The sequence below is a fragment of the Shewanella inventionis genome (genome assembly GCF_014641855.1).
GTDB classification, from domain to species: Bacteria; Pseudomonadota; Gammaproteobacteria; order Enterobacterales; family Shewanellaceae; genus Shewanella; species Shewanella inventionis.
On sequence record NZ_BMII01000044.1, the window covers coordinates 1 to 21,228 of the forward strand.

The following is a 21,228-nucleotide window of genomic DNA, read 5'->3' on the forward strand; positions in this document are numbered from 1 at the left end:
CAGCAAGTAGTTCAGTATCAATAAGCCAGTTAGACAGCATAAAAAATAACTCCGTTCAAAAGAAGGAGTCATTTTCGTAGGATCATTTTTGCTGTCAACCGATCAGTTTCTTAACTGATCGGTGTTAGGCAATACCGGGGTTTTCTGGGCCGACGTTGCTGGTAGGTTTAAGCACAGTAGTGGTGTTTATGTTGTGGCCAAAGCTTAAGATAGCGGTGCCTGCGCATTTACCCGCAGTGGTGGTAGGCTGCATCGTGGCTTTGATGTTAAACCTGTTAGGGTTTCATGTGGCGACGATAGGCTCAACCTTCAGTTTTACCTTAGCCGACGGTTCTATCGGTGCAGGTATACCGTCAATGCTGCCCGATTTTGAGTGGCCCTGGCTGCGCTCACAATCAGGTGAAATGCCATTGGCGTTTACTTGGCAATTAGTTAGCGATTTATTGTCAGCAGCATTTGCCATTGCCATGTTAGGCGCGATTGAATCGTTGCTGTGCGCGGTAGTGCTAGACGGTATGTCAGGAAAAAAGCACAGTGCCAATAGTGAATTATTGGGCCAGGGGATCGGCAATATTATTACGCCATTTTTTGGCGGTATTACCGCGACTGCAGCCATTGCCCGCTCTGCTGCCAATTATAAATCGGGTGCGGTAAGCCCAATAGCTGCCATGATCCACGCGCTGGTGGTATTGGTGTCTTTATTATCCTTGAGCACCATTTTGGCGTACATCCCGATGGCGGGCATGTCAGCACTGCTTATCATGGTAGCGTGGAATATGAGCGAAGCGCCCAAGATTATTCACTTAGTCAAAAAAGCCCCTGCCAGTGAAGTACTGGTGTTGATGGTATGTTTATTACTGACCATATTTTTCGACATGGTGATAGCGATTAGCGCCGGGATTATTTTGGCCTCGCTACTGTTTATGAAACAAGTCGCCGACATGACCAAAGTGCAAGACATTAGCGAGCAGAAAAAACACATTCATGTTGAACTGCCACCACGCTGGAAAGTATTTAAAATTAACGGACCATTATTTTTTGCCGCTGCCGATGGGGTATTTGGCGAGTTAGCCCATTTAAGTGCTAACCAAGATGGCGTGATATTGTATTTCGACGGGGTGTCTATTCTCGATTCGGGTGGCGTATCGGCACTGTATAAATTTATCGAAAAGTGTAAACACGACAATACTCGAGTATTGCTTGCAGACTTTCAATTTCAGCCACTCAAAACCCTGGCTAAAGCTGGGTTTAAGCCTGATGGCGTTCATTGTGTAATGTATTCAACGTTAACCGATGCATTGGATGATGTCGTAACAACATGACTTATCGAATAGGCTTTTTGGGATGAAATGTGCTGCTGGATATATTTTTGCCAGTGAAGTCGGTTGGTGTAACTCAACACAATCGCGCACATTTCAATTAATTAATATGAAAAAGTTTTGATATAAAAAAATTCTTACTTTTTTGATTCTTATTTTATCTTTTAATCATAATGAGTTGAAGAGTTATTAATGCACAGACGGCAGAAATTTTTTCACGCGTTGATAGTGAATGCTGTGAGAGTTATTGGCCGGAATTATTTTATATTTATCGATAATCTTCTGATATTCACCGCTTTGTTTTAGCAACAAAATCCCATTAGCAAAAATGGCAGCATTGGCCTTATTTAATTGATTAAATCCAACATATAAAGGGACCGGTTCGCCAATTGTCCCAGCATAACGCAGTTGTTGACTTAAGTTTAATTGACTTGCAGTGTACTCAATGACATTTTTATTGTCGATGATCACATCGTGCCGCCCTTTAACGAGGCGAATGATATTCATGGCCAATGGCGCATCACCAGATGCGTAATACGTATTAGGGTGCGCATGTAACCAAGCATTTAGTTCTATGCCGTAGTCATAACCACTCACCACAGCAGTTTGTTGAGTATTGTTGAGGTTGCCTAGGTTTTCAAATACCGTTTTATTGTTTGATGCGGTGTAAAAGTCATTGCTGCTGTAGCCCACAATAACGTCAGCATGGATGAGGTGATTATCTGCAATGGCACCAGGGGTTAACGCTAACACTGCATCAACATTTTGTCTTTTCAGTTCTACAAGTGCACGATTATAAGGAAGGGTAGCAAATACGGCTTTTTTTCCTTGAATTTCAAATGCGCGTTTTGTTAGCTCAACAAGATAACCTGTGTCATTTTCGCAGATGTAGGGGCACCAAATGTCTGATGCTATTCGAACAGGCTCGGCATAGGAATGATTACTGATAATAAGCAGTAAAATTAACCAGTATTTTAACACGTATGCAGCTCCATATTTGAACGGGCGGCTATAGTAAATGTTTTGCTAATATAGGCAACGTTTTTATGGTTAAAAAAACGACAAATTTAGTTTTGTTTTATCAATATGTTGGTTTTGTAAATGACCTGGCAGCGCAAGAAGCAATCTCATTACAATTGCTACTTTTTAATAACACTTTATCGAGACAATTTTTTATGGCAACACATAAAAGACAATTTACTCATGTGACTGTTGAGCAACCTGGTAAGCCGACTGTGATGACCATGACGCAATCAACCCTCGATTTACCCTCAGCTGGCCAGGTAACCATTAAAGTGTACGCTGCGGGTGTTAATGGCCCAGACATTAAACAGCGCGTAGGCGCTTATCCGCCGCCAGCAGGGCGAGTCCTATTATTGGTTTGGAGGTTGCTTGTGAGATTATTGCTGTGGCCGATGACGTCACTCAATGGCAGGTTGGCGATAAAATTTGCGCGCTCGTACCGGGCGGTGGCTATGCTGAGCTCGTGAACACTTACGCCGCACATTGTTTACCGCTCCCAACAGGTTACAGTTATGTGCAAGCGGCTGCACTGCCTGAAACCTTTTTTACTGTATGGGGAAACTTGTTTATTCGTGAAGGGCTTAAAGCTGGCGAGGCGGTACTAATTCATGGCGGTTCGGGTGGCATTGGTACGACCGCGATTCAAATGGCGAGCCGTCTGGGCGCAAAACTCGGATTAAGCTGGCTTTCTAGCCGTTCTAAACATCCGAAACAAGATGTTGAAGTCATGGAGGCTTTTAAAAAATTTCCCCTTGTCAATGATCGTTCACATACCTGTTTGTGTGCGTTTTACTTAACAACATCAGTCATATAGAACACCCTGCGTAAACCTCCATTCTCTCTTCTTAGCAACTGGTTGACATAGAACGTATATATTTTAAATGCTAATCGAGTAGTGATTTGAGTTTACTTTCAATCATACCAGTCTTGACCCTACAAGCATTGAAGCAAGCTATCTCCATGTTATTAAGTATTGGTTGACAGATTGGCAATAGTTAAATAGCTTTATTGTCTGGCCAATTGGTAAGTTATTAATCTTGGGTTAAGTAGTTGGCTGGCCATCACTAGTGCCTGCTATCAAGCACTTAAAAAGCAAGGTTCAGTAATGACCAATCAATGCTTTAGATGCCAACAAGTATCGTATTGGTAGAGCAAGAGGAGCAACAATGAACACAATAAAATGTATGTTGACGCAGTGCCTGATGTTGTTGGCCGTTTTCGTCAGTTATGCCGATGCAAGTGATGAGAGTGGCAGCAATATTATGATTCCTTTATCCCATAAGGAATTAGCACAAGGAGTGTTACTTGGGAATTTTGCACATTTGGATCCTGCGAAAAAGCCCTGTGAAAACTTTGACCTGCTGGATTGGAGTTTGACTCTGCCAACCGATCTTAACAAAGATAAAAAAGCAGATATTGTTTACGAGCGGGCCCTGACTAATTGCTTCGAGCTTAAACCGTTGTTTTACACCGCAGAAGATGGCGGTATGGTGTTTGCCTGTCCTAATGAAGGTGCCAAAACCTCAAGCAATACTAAATATGCCAGAACTGAATTACGCGAAATGCTCAGACGCGGCAATACTCAGATAAAGACGCAAGGTATCACCAAGAATAACTGGGTATTTAGCCAAGCTCACGGTTCGGTTAAACGCAAAGCGGGCGCGGTTGAAGGCAGCCTGGAAGCTACGCTGGCCGTTAACAGGGTGTCGGTAACCGGTGATGAGAAACAAGTCGGCAGGGTGATTATTGGCCAGATCCATGCAACTGACGATGAGCCCATTCGCCTTTATTACCGAAAACTCCCTAATAATGAAAAGGGGTCTATTTATTTTGCGCACGAGATCAATGGCGGTGATGACGTCTGGGTTAATATGATCGGCTCGCGCTCCCACACCCTGGCCGATCCCGAAGATGGCATTAGTTTAAACGAGAAGTTTAGCTATAAAATTACAGTGGAAAGCACTGTGCTGTTTGTCACTATTATTCGGCCTGGCAAAGCGAATATCACTAAATCTTTGGATATGAGCCAAAGTGGTTACCACCGAAATAGTCAATATATGTACTTTAAAGCGGGGGTGTATAACCAAAACAACAGCGGTGATCCCCGAGATTATGTGCAAGCAACTTTCTATCATATTGATAATATTCATGATTAGCACCTTGAGTTAAATTTCTCCTCGGGCAACAGTATCAGCCATTGCGCAATTGGTTAACCAATTGCGCGTATTTTATTGCGAAGCCACCCACACCTATGGCCGTAATCACGTATTTTATTGCGAAGTCACCCACACCTATCTGGCCGTAATTGGCATGCCCTCCATTGTTGGTTATTTCAATTGGTAAGTCACTTTGTTGTTAATTGGTTAGCAATTTGTTGCTATGTTGGTTTTAGTTGGTTATATTTCGAACGGAAAGATATCAATTAAAACTAATAGTTCACGCTAACCGAACAAAATAATAACGGAGAACAGGATATGGGGCCTAGATTCGATAATTTTAGATATACAGACACGCAAGTGAGGCAATTCAGGCTTACACGTGTAGCAAGATTGGTAAAAATGGCAGCAGTTGCCTCTCTAGCCAATTTTTGTGCTTTGTCAGCCAATGCGCAGGACATAAACAATGAACCTAAAAAAGAAACTGATAACGTTGCAGCTGAAATCGAAGTGATTGGAGTTGTCGGCACCCGTAAAACAATCCAAGACCAAATTTCTATAAAACGCGAAGCAACCACTGTTGTTGATGGTTTATCTGCGGAAGATATCGGTGATTTGCCTGCACTTTCAATTGGGGAAGCCTTAGAGTCAATAACGGGGGCAGCGTCTCACCGTGAGAATGGCGGTGCGACAGAAATTACGATTCGGGGCTTAGGTCCCTTCTTGAGCGCCACGCACATTAATGGTCGTGAAGCGACGAACGGAAGTGGTGACCGCTCGGTTAACTTCTCTCAATTTCCGTCGGAGTTAATGCAAAAGGTTGCTATTTATAAAACTCAAGACGCATCAATGATCGAAGGTGGTGTTGCCGGCGTCATCACCTTAGAAACGCTAAAACCTCTAGACTACGGCAAACAGCAAGTTCAAGGGGAAGTTAAACTGAACTATAACCCTGATGAGGGCAATATTGACAACTCATTACAAGGAGACCTTGGCGGTCGTGCTACATTCAGTTTTGTTGACCAATTTGAGTTTGCCAATGATCAGTCTTTAGGGATTTCTTTTGGTTTGCAACGTCAGGATATCAGCCAGCCTGAAGCTGAATATCGCAGTTCAAGCCCAACCGGCTCTTCTTTGTGGGCATGTTTAAACGATCCCACCAACAGCAATGAAGGTTTTTTCCGAAGTTCAGCAGGGGATTGTGAAGATCAGGTGAGTGGCAGCAGCAATCAGGGCTATCAGACGGCTATTGACCCCGCGACGGGTGAAGCACAAAGTGCCGGTACGCCTTACGCTTGGACCGGTAGTAGCAGTAGTTATCGACAAAACGAAACGTCCGATGAACGTGACTCAGTGTTTCTTGCCTTACAATATCGCCCTTCCGATGTGTGGGATATTAACTTCGATGCGCAATTATCGGATCGTATCCAGGAGGAAGCACGTCATGATTTACTCTTCCTACAAAAACGCGTTACGCCAGGTGTAACCGGCCAAAATCTTATTACCAATGACGTAGGGGGAATTCTTCACTGGGAAGGCGAAGAGCGTTTTGAATCTGCCGGCGAGCAGTATTCCCGTGAAGAAAACTATCGTGGGTTCGGCCTTAATGTCGAACATTTTTTCAGCGATCGCTTAACGATCACTGCCGATTTCGGTTACTCGCAAACCAAACGCGAAGAATTGCAAATTTCTAACCGGGGCAGAACGTCTGGACGGCCTTTTTTTAGTTGGGATATGGGGGAGTATATCCCAAATCTTACCGTCACTGATTTTGATGTGACTGACATTACGAATTTCACAGACAGCTTACGCACACGTATTGACAGAGAAGGTGTGCGTGAAAATGAGATTATTTCTGCACGCTTGGACTTTAAGTATGAGTTGGACGGTAACGTGTTCACCAGTGTGCAAGCTGGCGTGAGAGCGTCCGAACTGTCTTATGTGCAGTTTGGTGGCAACCAGGGCAGTGGTTCACGCACTGAAATATTGCTGGATGAAAGTTCAATATCCGCACTAGACGTGTTGACGAATTGTCAGATCGATTTCCCTGAAAGCAATTTTTTATCCTCAGTGTCTGATGGTAATCTTATTACCAACATAGACAGTAGCGGTAATGTGGTCTCCAGTGGGACTGGCTCATCATGGGCGACTTACGATAATGTCTGTTTTTCGCAAGCGCTGGTGGATTCAGTCGGTGGGGATTTTGCCTATCCGCAAGTTGAGTATCAAAATACCGGCACTCAGGATGTCACTGAAAAAACCCTGTCGGCCTATATTATGGCCAACTACGATACTGAAATGCTGGGTAAGTATGTTCGCGGTAACTTTGGGGTGCGACTGGTTGATACCGACGTAACGTCAATTGGTTTCAGAAACAGTTTTGATGTTGTTACAGATGAATTAGGGGTGCTGAGCCTGGTTACCGGCGATTCTTTAGAGTCCATTACTGGCGGCGGTTATACCGAAATACTCCCCAGCTTTAACCTGGTGGTGGATTACAGTGACGACATTTTGCTGCGGTCCGGTATTTATCGGGGCATGTCTCGGGCAAATCCTAGTGATATGAGTTACAGCCGCACATTTCAAACAGATGATGATGTGGCGCCAACCTCGTTGGCAGATTTATTTGTTGGCGTAAATGGCTCTGGCAACCCAAATCTTAAGCCTCTGATGTCATGGAATTATGACGTAGCAGTGGAATGGTATCCCAACGAAGATTCGATCTTTGCGCTTAGTCTCTACTATAAACAATTCCAGGGTGGGTTCCAACAGCAGACAGTACTGGAAGACTTTACTGTTGATGGCCAGACGGTGACCTTACCGATTACTAATTCGGTTACCACGGAAGATTCAAGCGATCTTTATGGATTAGAGGTCTCAGCGGCCTATCGCTGGGACAGTGGCATTGGGATTAAGCTGGGCTACAACTACGCCGACACAGACTTCGAGTTTGAAGATAGCTTATATGGAGATACCTATATTACTGATTTAGATGGGACCACTCGTCAGTTAACGGAGGGTATTGTGCCACCGGGTTCAGTACCTGGCTTTTCTCAACATGTTTTCAGCGGTCAGCTCTACTACCAAATCGGCGACTTTGATACCGCACTTATCTACAAGTATCGCAGTGAATACTTCCAGCCCTATACCAGCAACGGGACCCGACTCCGTTATGTTGATGAAGTCGGTGTCTGGGAGGCGCGTGCATCATACAAAATTAATAAACATCTCAAGGCAAAAGTGGAAGCGATTAACCTGTTTAGTGCACCTAAATCACAAGACTACTTTGTGCAGGGCAACCTGGGTGAAGTTAACGATTATGGTCCGCAACTTTTTGCTGGTATCAGCTTGAAGTACTGAGCAACTCATTAGAGTTCTGAATCAAGATGCGGGTGAAGGATAAAGCCCGCACGTATTTACCTATATTATTTGTGTTCAGTACTAAGCAACTTGTTAGCACTGGACCAATAGGAGCAGAAAGCATGTTTAAACAGTCTCTAACTGCCATCATCCTGGCAACCACTTTGGTCGGTTGTGGTGGTGATAACAACGAACTGGCTGGTAATAGCAGAGGGAGTATCACAATCAGCGGAGGGGCATTAATCGCAGGTACCACCCTCTCAGCATCGGTGAGTGATGCAGACGGTATTCGAAACGACACCCTGGTCTACGCCTGGTCAACCGGAGTTACCGGTTCGTCATACACTATTACGGAGGCGGATGAAGGTACTATCCTATCCGTGTCAGCTAGATATACAGATGAAGCTGATATCACAGAAGGTGTGGGCGCATCGACGTCAATAATACTGCCAACCCTGGATGTGACAGCAAATGTGGTAAAAGGACCGGTGAGCGGCGCAAATTGCGAAATATTTGCCGTTACTGACACCGGTGCAGCGGCAACATCTGCTCAGGCCTTCGCAATGTCCAATGCGATGGGCAGTATTACCTTTACTGACGTTCATTTTGAAGGGACGGGCTTAATCTCGTGTTCAGGCGGTACCTACAAAGATGAGTCAACGGGCGTAATGCTTGATGCGCCAGCATTGAGGTCGGTGGTTAATGTTGTTGAAGGCAGCGCAGACATGCCTGCTCCTACTTATGTCGTGTCTCCTTTGACCGAAATGGCAGTACAGGCGGCGGGGTCAGATTTGAGCGCATTTACTGAGCTTGCTCAAGCAATAAATACCCGCTTTGGGATCCGTTTTGACACGACAACCGTTTTACCGACGGAGGTAGGCGCTGTGCCACTGGGTGCTGCAGGCGCACTAGATGCTGACCGCTATGGTTCGGTATTAGCGCTTTTGTCGCAACTTGATGCTGACAACGTTGACAAAAATATAGCTATGCTAATCGCTGAAATTGCTGCTGATTTAGCTGATGGGCAGTTCTCACAGACCCTGTTAGATGCCTTTGAGACGGCCCAGACGAATTTGCAAACTGTATCAGTAATCGCCAATGATATTGATGTCTCTTTACTTAATATTATTGGATCTGCGATTGGCTACAACAACACCCCTGTTGCTGCAATTATTGAAGGAATGTTAAACGGTACTGTGCAACACACCGCCACCGAACCGTTAACAGGTTCTGTCACGGTGATTGACCCGAACTTTGGCGAAGATGAAATTCTGGCACAAACTAACGAGCCTCTTAGCTATGGTACCTTCAGTATCAGTGCACAAGGTGACTGGTCATACACAGTAGACGTAGACAACGAAACGGTTGCAAACCTGGAGCTTGGTAATTCTGTTAATGATACGGTGACCATTGCATCGATTGATGGGACCACTGCCAACATCGTCATTCGTATTGCAGCGTTAACACAGTTAGTGAAGATTTCGGATACCGGTAATGACACTGGCGAAATTAGATTTAGTGTTAATAATTTACGTCAAGGTAAACTCAGTGCGTCGTTTTCTAAAGATGTAACGTTGGGCAGTGATGGCAATGTTAAAGATGCCTACATTACCCTTTATGGTTCTTCCGGTAGCTCAAGTGAGGCGTTAATTGATTTGCGTATTCAAGGGTCGCAAACGGACAGTGATGGCATGCCCATTGCCCCTCGCTTCCTGGTGAGAAACACAGAAAGCGCCGCTTATCCTGGTGAGATGATTACCGCTCCTTTTGTGGAGGAGCAATTTTATACCGTTGAACTTACCTGGGATTTAGATGCCGCCGAGCAATTAACCCTTAACATTAACGGTGAAGTGATTGGTGGTGGTTCGTTCTCTACTGCGGCGGTGGTTGATCCCGATTTCACTGATATTAATCAGTGGTTTGCCGATGGTGTTAAAGCCATTCAATTTAGATTGGGTGACAATGACAGAACGATACCTTTTGGATCTTTCTATGTCGACGATATTGCGGTCTATTCCGACGTTGCAGGCACAACCAGCGTATTCGAAGATGATTTCGAAAGCTACGCAGAAGGCGAAACCTTGGATGGTGTCGGCAGCTCTTATAACTTAGCGATCTATTCTGAGGTTGTGGTATTTGATGTTGGCAATGGCACTGACGAGCCGACACCAGCGGCTTTCTTTGACTTGACTGCGGCAATTTCAAGTGATGCTACTGAAGCATTGACCGGAACCGTCACAGTTGTTGACCCGGATGAAGGCGAAGCCTTTATTGTTCCAGCCTCGTTCACCAGCACATTTGGCGAATTCGCCATTTTGGAAAACGGCGCCTGGACCTACTTGCTTGATACTACCAACAGTATCATTGCGGCTCTGGTTAGTGGTGAGCGTGAAACTGATACGATCATTATTGAATCTGTCGACGGCACAACGGCTGAACTGATGATTACCATTACCGGTGTTGGCGGGGATATAGGTGGCGCCAATAAGGTCGCCGTTATTATTGATACCGATGCAACTGATACCGGAGAGCTGCGTTATGCGCTTGGGAGCAATGGCCCACTGGCGCAAGGTCAAGTTACGGTATCTGTTAAGCGTTTAGATGATGAATTAGGTGATGGTGATGCCTTTATCACGCTATTTAATTCTGCTACCAATAACGATGGCGCGATTTTAGATTTGCGTATCAAAGATGATAGCTTTGAAGTTCGAAGCCCAAGTGGTGTCGATACGTCGGCGGCCACCGTCTTGTTAGATACCTTTATGGACATTGTTATCACTTGGGAATATCCGAATGGCAACTTAGAGGTTAATCCATTGGTGACGGTTGAAGTGGACGGCGTGAGTATTGTCGCCGAAGGCTTTACCCCAGATAACAACTCTATCGGTGGTGTGACGCACGTTTCGTTCAGGTTTGGTGACAACAGTGGTGTACGACCAGAGACCGCTAAATTTACGGTTGATGACTTAATTATTTACTCGGATAAGTCCGGAAATAATATGGTATTTGCTGACAACTTTGAATCTTATGTTGAAGGAGACTCGCTGGATACCGACAATCCTGCGTCACCTTATAACTCAGCCAGCAATGAGGTCGTCGTGGTGGTAGAGTAACAACTTTCATTCTCTGCTGGTTGAACTAGCAGGGTTTAAAGCTGTATCGTAAATAGAAGGTGGGAGTAATTCCGCCTTCTACTCGATCTTAGCTCACTCCCAAATCAGGATATAAATTATGGCAACACATAACAGACAATTTACTCATGTGACTGTTGAGCAACCTGGCAAGCCGACTGTGATGACCATGACGCAATCAACCCTCGATTTACCCTCAGCTGGCCAGGTGACCATTAAAGTGTACGCTGCGGGTGTTAATGGCCCAGACATTAAACAGCGCGTAGGCGCTTATCCGCCGCCAGCAGGAGCTAGTCCTATTATTGGTTTGGAGGTTGCTGGTGAGATTATTGCTGTGGCCGATGATGTCACTCAATGGCAGGTTGGCGATAAAGTTTGCGCGCTCGTACCGGGCGGCGGCTATGCTGAGCTCGTGAACACTTACGCCGCACATTGTTTACCGCTCCCAACAGGTTACAGTTATGTGCAAGCGGCTGCACTGCCTGAAACCTTTTTTACTGTATGGGGAAACTTGTTTATTCGTGCAGGGCTTAAAGCTGGCGAGACGGTACTAATTCATGGTGGCTCTGGTGGCATTGGTACGACCGCGATTCAAATGGCGAGCCGTCTGGGTGCAAAAGTGTTTGCCACGTCTGGCAGTGCTGAAAAATGCCAATACTGTATTGAGCAAGGTGCCTGTGTAGCGATTAACTATAACGAGGAGCAATTTGTTGAGCCGATATTAGCCGCAACTGATGGCCAGGGCGTTAATGTGATTATGGATATCGCTGGTGGCGATTTTATTAATGAAAACCTCAAAGCCATCGCTATCGACGGACGCATGGTGTCAGTGGCAATGCAGCGCGGCCCACAAGCAACTATCGATATTTTCCGCATTATGGCAAAGCGCGTGGTGTGGACAGGGTCAACATTACGCCCACAAAGTGTCGATAACAAGGCGCAAATCGCTCAAGGTCTGGCCGAGCACATTTGGCCATTACTCAATAGTGGTGACATGAACATACCCATCGATAGCGTGTTTCCTTTCGCACAAGTGGTAAAGGCACATGAGTTAATGGAGTCGGGCAAGCATAAAGGCAAAATAGTGCTAGATTTATTGGCGAAGTCATAATGTGAGTTGCGAGTCTTTTTATGTTGAAGTTGTCAGCGTTGCATGCCCTGAATTGTTATTTTATTTAACAAAGATTGTGCGATGCCGATAAAGTTTTTAGGTAAAAAACTTGAAGGCTGATTTATTTAAGCTATTGTCCTGTTATCAATGTCCATTAAGAGAGTCTAATGCAGTGCTACATATCACTTGCCTGCCACTGAGTGAGACTCAGTGCGATAACACCACGGCTCGGATGAAATATTTCAATATGGTCGAAAGGCTGAATAATCGCCATGAATTTTAGTCATGATGAATGCATTTATTCAAAAAATTGTCCAAAGAAGGGCTTTTTTATGACGATACGGGAAAAATTCATCGTTTTAGGCATTGATTCTCAGAAATATTCTGTTTAAATACCCACGTAAATACAGAACAGTTAATCGTGGTGCACAATGAGATGATTTTTGCTCATAACACTGCATCATTTTTAGTATATGTGTTGATTTAAGGGCGTTAGCATATATGTATAACACAGCAAAAAAACAACTTTGGGTTGGTGAATTAAGAACAGCGAAAGGTAACGCTATCGTTATTCATGATAACCAATTACCATCAGCGTCACCTGGGCGCATCTACATGTTCCACACTGTGCGAAATACCATTGTCGAATTTGTAGAAGACATCGTTAAAGTTAATTTACACGACTTAGATGACGAACAAGCAAAAGCCGCTATGGCTGAGTTTGGAGATGCTTGGAAAGCTGCACGTGCTGAGTTTATGTTAAAGCACCAATCACGGATAGACCTGTCAAAAGTGCCTGATACGGCACCACCGCGCAAAGCCAAACCCGTGGCCGAGCCAGATGAAGTTGTAGATTCAGATGATGACGATATACCTGATTTTGATGATACAGATGACGATGATGATGATACTTATGACGAAATGGGCGATAACCTAGACGATTAATTGCACACTTATGATTGTTATTGATAACAGTAAAGTGCGCCAATGTGGTTGTTAGATTGTGGCCCCAAAACGTTAAAGCGGCATAAAGAATGACGATTCTTTATGCCGTTTGTTTTTATGCTCGTTTTTGTATTAATACCTTATTCTTTATCAAAACTATCCACAATAATGGCGCCCATCGATGCGGGCATTGCAATTAAAATAATGCGCTTTAATGCTAAGATTGGTTCAGTAATGAGCGGCAATTTATCCAGTGCTAATAACACAATTCCCACCACGAGTAATGTCAGTAAATAAGCCGCGACAACCCGCAGTAAAAAGGCTCGTCTGCGTTTGGTAATATTGGCCTGAAACACACTCTGATAGGCAAATAGGGTGATAAAGGCTAACGATAAGACCACCACGAGCACTAAATTTAACGTCGGTAAGCTTGCCGATAACCGCCACGCCTCTTCTGAAAATGCAATCGGTACCGACAAGGCAAAAGCCCCAACCGCAATTTGGCCGAGATCTTCGGCGTTAAACGTTGGCTTTATGGGCTGCTTATTTGGCATCAAACTGGTAGCGAGTAATGTGGTGATAAACGCTATTGGGTGTCACCCAAACTGCACTTGCACCCGGCAAGTTAGGTTGGTTGGGTGAATCTGGCAACATTTGAGGTTCAATACAAACCGCCTGATGGTCAACAAGGACTCGTTGTTTTTTCGCGACAGTGCCCTGTAAAAAATTGGCGCCATACACCTGCACCCCAGGCTGGTTTGTATACACTGTCATGCGGCGACCACTATTAGGGCTTGCCAGGCAACCAAAGCGTTGTAAGTCTGCGCTTGGATTATCTAATACATAACAGTGATCAAAGCCGTTAGTGGCTGCTAAAGCGGCGCGCTGTGTTTGTACCGACATTGGTGTGGTAACTGTCATATCTAAGTCACTGCCAGCAGTCGGCTTAATTGACGTCGGTATGCCCACATCATTCATTGTAAGGTAGTGTTTAGCATCTACCTGCAAGGTGTGCTCTGTGTTGGTGTTGCTGCGGTTGCCGTCTAAATTAAAGTAACTGTGCTGCGTTAAACTGATTGGACAAGGTTTATCGGTACTGGCCAGTATTTCTACATATAGGTTATTACCAACCAAACGGTAGTCTAATTGCACGTTGCAATTGCCAGGAAATCCCATATCGCCGTCAGGGCTTTTTAAGGTTAAGCGTACACCGTCGCTCAAGGTGCCTAATTGCCACTGTTTGCGATTAAAGCCTTCTTTGCCGCCATGTAAACAGTTTGTGGCCTGGTTAACGCTCAACGAGTAATGTTGGCCTTGATATTCCATTTTGCCATTAGCAATACGATTACTGTAACGACCAGCTATGGCACCTAAATGTGCCTGTTGGGTTAAATAGTCTTCAGCGCTGTCGCAACCTAAGACGATGTTTTTGCGTTCGCCATTGCGATCGGGTGTCCATAATGATCGAATAATCCCGCCTAGACTTAATACTTCAAGTGCGATGATGCCATTATCAATTCTAACCCGCTCAATCTCTCCACCACGGGGATCTTGCCAAGGTTCAAGCACACTAAAACGTACCATTTACGCCTCTCTTTTTGGTTAATTTAACGGATGCGTCCTGCACCGCCACTGGCCGAACATAAGTGTATGGTTGCTTCAATACCTGTTTGAGTAAAGAACTGGTTTTCAACCAAATTGATCACATCATCGCTTAAATCATGGCTGACTAATGCAAGCACACAGCCATCGCTCATGCGTACGCCGCCTTGCTCGCCAATAAGCGTTGCAATCATGGTCACTAAGGTGTCGATTTCTGGCGTGATGATATTAAAGTCATCACGCATAGACATTTGTGATTGCGCCATTAACTGGCTAAACCGGGCAATATTATTTTGCTGTAAAGCGCGCGCGGCATTGCTGGTGCGCTGGTTTTCAGTGATCACATGACGTGCTCGGCGAAATTGCTCATCGCTGAGTAAATCTTTACTTTGGGTCAATAAATGTAATGAGCAGTCGCGTAACGAATCGAGCCCGAGTAATTGAGTGATATGGCTACACTCTTTCTTGCGTTGTTCAAATTGTTGTACAAATGCCTGACGCCCTTGCTTAAGGTCGATAATGATCATGCTGAGATCTTCAGGCAAAAGTACGGGTTCACTTTCAAGTTCTAGGCAATCGATTAACAGGGCGTGATCGGGTTCAGCCATGGCGCTGATCATTTGATCCATCATGCCGCAGTCTAAACACATAAATTGGCTTTCGCCGCGTTGCGCCAATTGAGCAATCGCTAATGGCGATAAATGTAATTGGCTGGCATAACTTATGGCAGTACCAAAGGCGATTTCTAATGCTGCAGACGACGATAGCCCCGCACCGAGTGGTACATCACCGACAATGGCTAAATCTAACCCTTTTGCTTGCAAGCCCGATTGATTCATTGCTGCTGTGACACTTTTTAGGTAATGGGTCCAGTCATCAGCCGCGGCAACAGAGCCTTCTTCACCAAAGCGCCATTGTTTAATTTGTCCAGGAAACGCAGTGGTAACAGCACGGAATAAATTATCGTCGCGGTGTTTTACCGCAATAACAGTATGAAAGTTAATGGCTGCTGGTAGTGCAAGCCCTTCGTTATAATCGGTATGCTCACCCATAATATTCACTCGGCCAGGCGCCTGATATAACTCGTCAGGCTTGGTACCGAATGTTTGAACAAATAATTTAGTTGCACGTTGAGCAGGGTTAGACATACTTCAAAAAATCCAAACTAAAGAGTGACAAGAACCTTTGAGTTATAGCATGACTTTACCGTGTCTGTAACTGAGATTTTCTTATCTGAACTAAAATTGAAAATACTGTGTGCTAAACAAAACGCCTACAATAATGTGTAGGCGTTGTGTGATCTCTGCTTAAGGTTGATTAGTTTTATGATGGCGACTGAACCGGCTGACTCTCTGTGTCTACAGTGTCAACGTCTGTGTCATTGACAACTACAGATTCCGGTACTAATTCAGGTGGCGAATCTAACAGCTCATGGATCACATGATCAACAAAACCCGCACCAGCGGCTTCATACAAGTTGTACACCGTATGTACGCCAGATTCTTTAAGCGACTCGCCGTCTTCAGAATATTGCACAATGGCGCTAATTTTGCCTTCGTAATTTAGTTTATGCAGTTGCTCGACCGCAAACAAATTACCCACATGATTTGGCATAGCTAACAGTACTAATTCAAGATTAGGAGCCCGCTCGAGTTTTTCCCAAAAGTCAGTATCGCTGGCGTCGCCCTGCACTACATTACGACCTTGACTGCGGTGAAAGTCCACCAACTCTTGCTTGTGCTCAATCCCTAAAATTTCGCCGTTATATTTAGCGCGTAGTTCATCGTAAGCACCAGAACCAATGCGGCCCATACCTAAAATCAAAAAGCGCGGATTACCAATCCGAATTTGTCTGTCTTCAGGGTGTAATGGGTGACGCTCAAGCTTGGTGAGCGTTGATTGATAACGCTGATAAATTTTGCTGACACTGCTATTAAGCGGCGCGGCAAATAAAAAGCTAATGCTCAAGGCAACGGCAATAATGATTAACCATTCTGCCGGTAGCCACCCCTTGTATGCAGCAACGGCTGCCACAATCAAACCAAACTCACTGTAGTTACCTAGGTTAAACGACGCTAACAACGACGTGCGTGAGCGCAATTTAAAGCGGGTGAGTAGATATAAAAACATCATGATTTTAACCGGCACTAGGGCAACTAAAATGGCGGCTAAACCAATGTCGGCTAACGTAGGTAAACCATTTAAGCCAATAGTTAAGAAAAACGCGACTAAAAAGAGTTCTTTAAAAAAGTAGATTGATTTGGCTAACTCAGATGATTTAGCGTGGCCAGCCAATAGAATACCGATAATCAGTGCGCCTAAATCGGGCTTTAATCCAACCGCTTCAAATAACCATGCGCCTACCACTAATGCCATAACTAAGCCAAAGAGCACCAGCATTTCACCGTGGCCAACCCGGTCGAAAATTTTATAAATTAACGGGCGTGCAAATGGCAGTAATAATAAACCAAAGGCCCAAACAGAGGGGATATTCCCTTTAGAAATGGTTAAAAATATCACCGCGAAGATGTCTTGCATAATCAAGATACCAATCGCTACGCGGCCATAAAGCGACTGCATATCACCGCTGTCTTCTAACACTTTTACCGCAAATACCGTACTTGAAAAACTCAGCGCGAATGACACTAACATCAACTGATTTATCGTAAATCCGTCGAGTTGTTCAATGCCTAAAAATCCTAATAGTTTGAGTATTGGCACAAAAAAGATAATAGAGCCAATTAAATGCAAGCTCGAACCTGCCCAGACTTCTGCTTTAAATAAGCTTTTAATGTCGAGTTTAAGGCCGATAGAAAATAACAGTAAGGTAACACCCAAATCAGCCAGTTGCTGTAAAATAGGTAAGCTGCTGTCTTCAATACCGAATGTGAATAATACGAAGCCCGCGACGAGATAACCAATGAGTGGTGGTAAACCGACTCGACTCACCAGCATGCCGCACAGTAAGGTGATAATAAGAATTGCAGGTTCCATAACACTCCTTGAATGAAGAATATAAAACCACATTGTATAAGAAAAAGTTGAACTTTCGATGACTTTAATGGATTAAATGCAAAAAACAGCATCTTTAGTAACTAAAGATGCTGTTTTTAAATAGAAAATATTTTACGTTATTTTAATAACAGGTCTAAATGAGCGGCAAAGTCTTTTGGCCCCATAAAACCCGTTACTCGTAAATCTTCACGTTGCTCACCGTCTTGATTAAACATCAATAAGGTTGGTAGCCCCAATACGCCATAATGCTCTAGTAATTCAATATCAATATCATCACTGGCGGTAACATCGGCTTGCAGTAATACCATTTGGTCCATACGTTTAGCGACTTCGTTGTCTTTAAAGGTAATGGCTTCAAATTCTTTACATGCTACACACCAGTCGGCATACAAATCTAACATCACGGTTTTGCCGCTGATGCTAGCCTTGTCTAGCTCAACTTCTAAATCAGCAAGCGACTTAATACGAATAAAGTGGTTGGTTTCGGCATGACCTTCACCGTTTAGTCCAGCTTTAGTTATGCTTGGTGTCTCGTGACCTAACCCTGTCATAAGCGCTTGGAAACCATACGAGAAGCTAGCTAACAATGTCAGTAGCAGTAATACTCCACGGGTCGTTTGCTTCCAGTTAAACTCACTAAGCTTGTTTTGGTGCATTAAGTAGCCGGTTAACGCAACGCCCCACACAGACCATAATAAGTCCGACACCAGACCAGGCCAAATACGACCAATCATCACAATCGATACCGAAATCAGTAAGAAACCGAATATGGTTTTAATAATATCCATCCAGGCACCGGCACGAGGCAATATTTTACCGCCTGAGGTACCAATGATTAACAAAGGCACACCCATGCCCATACTCAACACATACAGCGCCAAAAAGCCTTGAATTAAATCGCCAGATTGCGCCACATAAATCAATGCGCCAGATAGCGGTGCTGTAGTACAAGGAGAGGCGACTAAACCAGAGATAACACCCATTAAGAACACACCAATCAGGTTGCCACCTTTTTGGTTGTTCGACATGTCGTTCATTTTTTCTTGCCATTTTGATGGCAATTTTAAATCGTACAGGCCAAACATCGATAAACTTAACAGCACAAACATCACTGCCAAGAAAATCAAAATAGCAGGATGTTGTAACGCCGCTTGAAACTTAAGCCCAGCAGATGCCACCACTAAACCTAATAACGAATAAGTAATGGCCATACCTTGTACGTATGCCATTGATAACGTAAATGCTTTGCCGGTAGAGAGTTTTTTACCCTGACCCACAATAATGCCCGACAAAATCGGATACATAGGGAATACACAAGGGGTTAACGCTAATCCAATACCTAAACCAAAAAAGATCAGTAACGTCCAAAGCAGGCTGTCATTTTGTAGCATCTGGCTTAGGCTATCTTGTTGGGTAATCGGCGTTTTTGCAGTATCTGTAGCCGGTAATGATGCCGTTGACTCTGGTGCTCCAATGACTTTTTTAGCCGTTATCATGCCGTCATTTTCGGCAACAGCTTGGAGTTTTACCTCATTTTTAGTTGGCGGATAGCACAATGTACCTTCAGCACATCCCATAAAGGTAACGGTAATAACGGCATCGGCATTGGCTTGTTTTAATCCAGCTGGGATCTCTACAAACGAGTAGTACACTTCCTGGTCGCCAAAGTATTCGTCGTTATGGTTTTTTCCTCGTGGTAGCTCAATATCGCCTATCACGGCGCCCTCTGCCGAAAACTGTAATTTATCGCGGTATAAATAGTAACCATCGGCAATCACAAAGCTCATTTTTAGCTGATTACCTTGCTGCTGGTAATCAAACGCAAATGCCTCATTAACGGGCATGAGCTTGGGTTCGCTACTTAAAAAACTAAAAGTGTTACTTGAGGCATTGGCACTGAGCGCCGAAGGAGCAAGTAACATTGATGACATCAATAACAAGGACGTGAGGCAAAGCGAAACGATTTTTTTCATGATAGTGAGTTGTCTTCTATCCATTGTAAATAAGGGCCAAAACCATTAGTGATTGGCATGGCGATGAATTCTGGTACTTCATAGGGATGCATTTGGATCACAAGTTGCTCAATCGCCTTGTATTGCTCAGCCATACATTTGATTTGCAAAGGCACTTCTTGTGACTGGCAAATGTCATTATTCCACCGATAAACCGACTCAACGACCTGACCGATTTGAACACATGCTGCCAATTGTTTATCAACGAGCGCACCGGCAATCATTTTTGCGGTTTCAGTATCTGGGCAGGTGGTTAAAATAACGAGTTGCTTAGGTTTATACATATACAATCTTAAAGTTTACTTAAGTTAAAGGCGTTATAATTAAAGCGTCATCACATTACGCTTATTTAGCTAAGTTTTCACTAAACAGCGATGATATTCGTGACCAGTCTTGAAAACAGACCCGATAACCCCCACTTAAGTTTCATCGGCATAATATTTTTAAGTCGCCACTTTAGCAAAAAGCGATGATTAGAGGCCAATATGTTTTTTATTTTATTGTTAATATTTGTACTTATTCCGGTTATTGAGCTTAACGTATTGATTGAAGTCGCCAGTTCTATTGGCTCTTGGACTACGGTTGGCTTAGTGTTATTTACTGCAGTAGTTGGAGTGTCGCTAGTGCGTAGCCAAGGGTTAAGCACATTAATGACAGTGCAGCAAAAGTTGGCACGAGGTGAAGCGCCAGGCAAAGAAATTGTAGAAGGCATGATGCTCGCAGCGGCAGGGGTGTTATTACTTATTCCTGGCTTTGTGACTGACTTTATTGGCTTAATATTACTAACCCCATTAACTCGTGCCCCCATCGCGGCCTTTTTGTATAAGCGGATGCAGCTGCGCATGGTGACCAATGGTGGATTTAAAGCAGGTTTTGGTCCAGGCCAAAACCCTTTTGGTCAATCGGGCCCATTTGGTGGGCAAAACCCATTTGATCAAAATGGTAATACCTTTGATGGTGATTTTGAGCGTAAAGACGAGCAACCTCGCAGCCACCACATTGAGCAAGCTAAAACCGATGACGACATTATTGATGTTGAACCGGTAGCGCCTAAAGACGATAAAAAGTAGCCCTTCATCGCAGCCAAAACAGCCGACTTAACCTGATTTAGTCGGTTGTTTTTGTGTTTAATTGCTTATCTTGTTTGGCACCAAGCCAAAATGCGCTGGCAATACTGAGCGTCCAATTGGCAATAAACAGCCATGTGAGTTGCGATAACTCAGCCGATTGTGCGTCCAGCGCGACTTTGGAGACTTCGGCGTAAATGGAGCTTAAATCGTTAGCCACATTACCTGCCAAAATCTGCTCGGCAATCACTTGTGCACGGCTAATAATGTGGTTCATTAGCACCATGATGCACAGCAAGCTGACACTAATAAACCCCCAGCCAAGCCATTTTTTACCTAGCCAAAGTTGGCCGCTTCCAGGGCAAATCAGAGCCGACAATAATGCGGCATAAATGGATTTTTTCATAACGTATTGGGCTGAGCTAAAAAGTCACAATGAATCTTATTAAGTCATCGATACTCGCCAAAGGCAAGAGCTTGTCATTGA

Annotated in this window: 14 protein-coding genes and 2 pseudogenes; 8 read left to right on the forward strand and 8 right to left on the reverse strand. The window is 44.3% G+C overall.

Translation table 11 applies throughout. From position 1 onward, the window contains the following. Positions 1 to 128: 128 nt before the first annotated feature. Positions 129 to 1,322: pseudogene (locus IEW93_RS19340) on the forward strand (SulP family inorganic anion transporter); the annotation flags it as partial. A 186-nt stretch (positions 1,323 to 1,508) separates the two neighbouring features. On the opposite strand, the gene IEW93_RS19345 reads toward IEW93_RS19340, so the two are convergent. Further along, a complete protein-coding gene (locus tag IEW93_RS19345) occupies positions 1,509 to 2,300 on the reverse strand; it encodes a substrate-binding periplasmic protein (RefSeq protein WP_188740879.1) in 792 nt (263 codons plus the stop codon). Between the two features lie 194 nt (positions 2,301 to 2,494). Between IEW93_RS19345 and IEW93_RS19350 the strand changes: the two are divergent. The 6 genes and pseudogenes from IEW93_RS19350 to IEW93_RS19375 all read left to right on the forward strand — a co-directional run. Then, positions 2,495 to 3,015 (forward strand): annotated as a pseudogene (locus IEW93_RS19350) (alcohol dehydrogenase catalytic domain-containing protein); the annotation flags it as partial. A 493-nt stretch (positions 3,016 to 3,508) separates the two neighbouring features. Further along, positions 3,509 to 4,498, forward strand: coding sequence for a polysaccharide lyase family 7 protein (locus IEW93_RS19355; RefSeq protein WP_229706719.1), 990 nt, complete (start codon positions 3,509 to 3,511; stop codon positions 4,496 to 4,498). 318 nt (positions 4,499 to 4,816) lie between these two features. After that, positions 4,817 to 7,858 (forward strand): TonB-dependent receptor, encoded by a 3,042-nt coding sequence (locus IEW93_RS19360; RefSeq protein WP_188740880.1) that lies wholly within the window; start codon positions 4,817 to 4,819, stop codon positions 7,856 to 7,858. Between the two features lie 122 nt (positions 7,859 to 7,980). Continuing rightward, positions 7,981 to 10,971: a VCBS domain-containing protein gene (locus IEW93_RS19365; protein ID WP_188740881.1), complete on the forward strand. Its 2,991-nt coding sequence runs from the start codon at positions 7,981 to 7,983 to the stop codon at positions 10,969 to 10,971. A gap of 118 nt (positions 10,972 to 11,089) precedes the next feature. Then, entirely contained in the window at positions 11,090 to 12,100 is a 1,011-nt protein-coding gene (locus IEW93_RS19370; protein ID WP_188740882.1) for an NAD(P)H-quinone oxidoreductase, read from the forward strand. A gap of 501 nt (positions 12,101 to 12,601) precedes the next feature. Beyond that, a complete protein-coding gene (locus tag IEW93_RS19375) occupies positions 12,602 to 13,045 on the forward strand; it encodes a hypothetical protein (RefSeq protein WP_188740883.1) in 444 nt (147 codons plus the stop codon). A gap of 140 nt (positions 13,046 to 13,185) precedes the next feature. Here the strand turns inward: IEW93_RS19375 and IEW93_RS19380 are convergent, their stop codons facing one another. From IEW93_RS19380 to cutA, 6 genes are all read right to left on the reverse strand, one after another. After that, a complete protein-coding gene (locus IEW93_RS19380; protein WP_223419248.1) occupies positions 13,186 to 13,599 on the reverse strand; it encodes a DUF2391 family protein in 414 nt (137 codons plus the stop codon). Beyond that, positions 13,589 to 14,629 (reverse strand): aldose epimerase family protein, encoded by a 1,041-nt coding sequence (locus IEW93_RS19385; RefSeq protein ID WP_188740884.1) that lies wholly within the window; start codon positions 14,627 to 14,629, stop codon positions 13,589 to 13,591. The genes IEW93_RS19380 and IEW93_RS19385 overlap by 11 nt, the downstream gene beginning before the upstream one ends. 23 nt (positions 14,630 to 14,652) lie before the next feature. Continuing rightward, the gene (galK, locus tag IEW93_RS19390) at positions 14,653 to 15,795 is read right to left on the reverse strand and encodes a galactokinase (protein ID WP_188740885.1); all 1,143 of its coding nucleotides are present in this window, start codon (positions 15,793 to 15,795) and stop codon (positions 14,653 to 14,655) included. Positions 15,796 to 15,970: 175 nt separating this feature from the next. After that, complete coding sequence (locus tag IEW93_RS19395) at positions 15,971 to 17,641, reverse strand: cation:proton antiporter domain-containing protein (protein WP_229706720.1); 1,671 nt, start codon at positions 17,639 to 17,641, stop codon at positions 15,971 to 15,973. Positions 17,642 to 17,778: 137 nt separating this feature from the next. Further along, on the reverse strand, positions 17,779 to 19,635 hold the full coding sequence (locus IEW93_RS19400) for a protein-disulfide reductase DsbD (protein WP_188740886.1): 1,857 nt from the start codon (positions 19,633 to 19,635) through the stop codon (positions 17,779 to 17,781). Further along, positions 19,632 to 19,958, reverse strand: a complete 327-nt coding sequence (cutA, locus tag IEW93_RS19405) for a divalent-cation tolerance protein CutA (RefSeq protein ID WP_188740887.1) — start codon at positions 19,956 to 19,958, stop codon at positions 19,632 to 19,634. Before cutA ends, IEW93_RS19400 begins: the two co-directional genes overlap by 4 nt. Positions 19,959 to 20,159: 201 nt before the next feature. Here cutA and IEW93_RS19410 point away from each other — a divergent pair, with 201 nt between their 5' ends. Beyond that, positions 20,160 to 20,744: an FxsA family protein gene (locus IEW93_RS19410; RefSeq protein WP_188740888.1), complete on the forward strand. Its 585-nt coding sequence runs from the start codon at positions 20,160 to 20,162 to the stop codon at positions 20,742 to 20,744. A 37-nt stretch (positions 20,745 to 20,781) separates the two neighbouring features. On the opposite strand, the gene IEW93_RS19415 is transcribed toward IEW93_RS19410, so the two are convergent. Next, a complete protein-coding gene (locus IEW93_RS19415; protein WP_188740889.1) occupies positions 20,782 to 21,147 on the reverse strand; it encodes a hypothetical protein in 366 nt (121 codons plus the stop codon). Between the last annotated feature and the right edge of the window lie 81 nt (positions 21,148 to 21,228).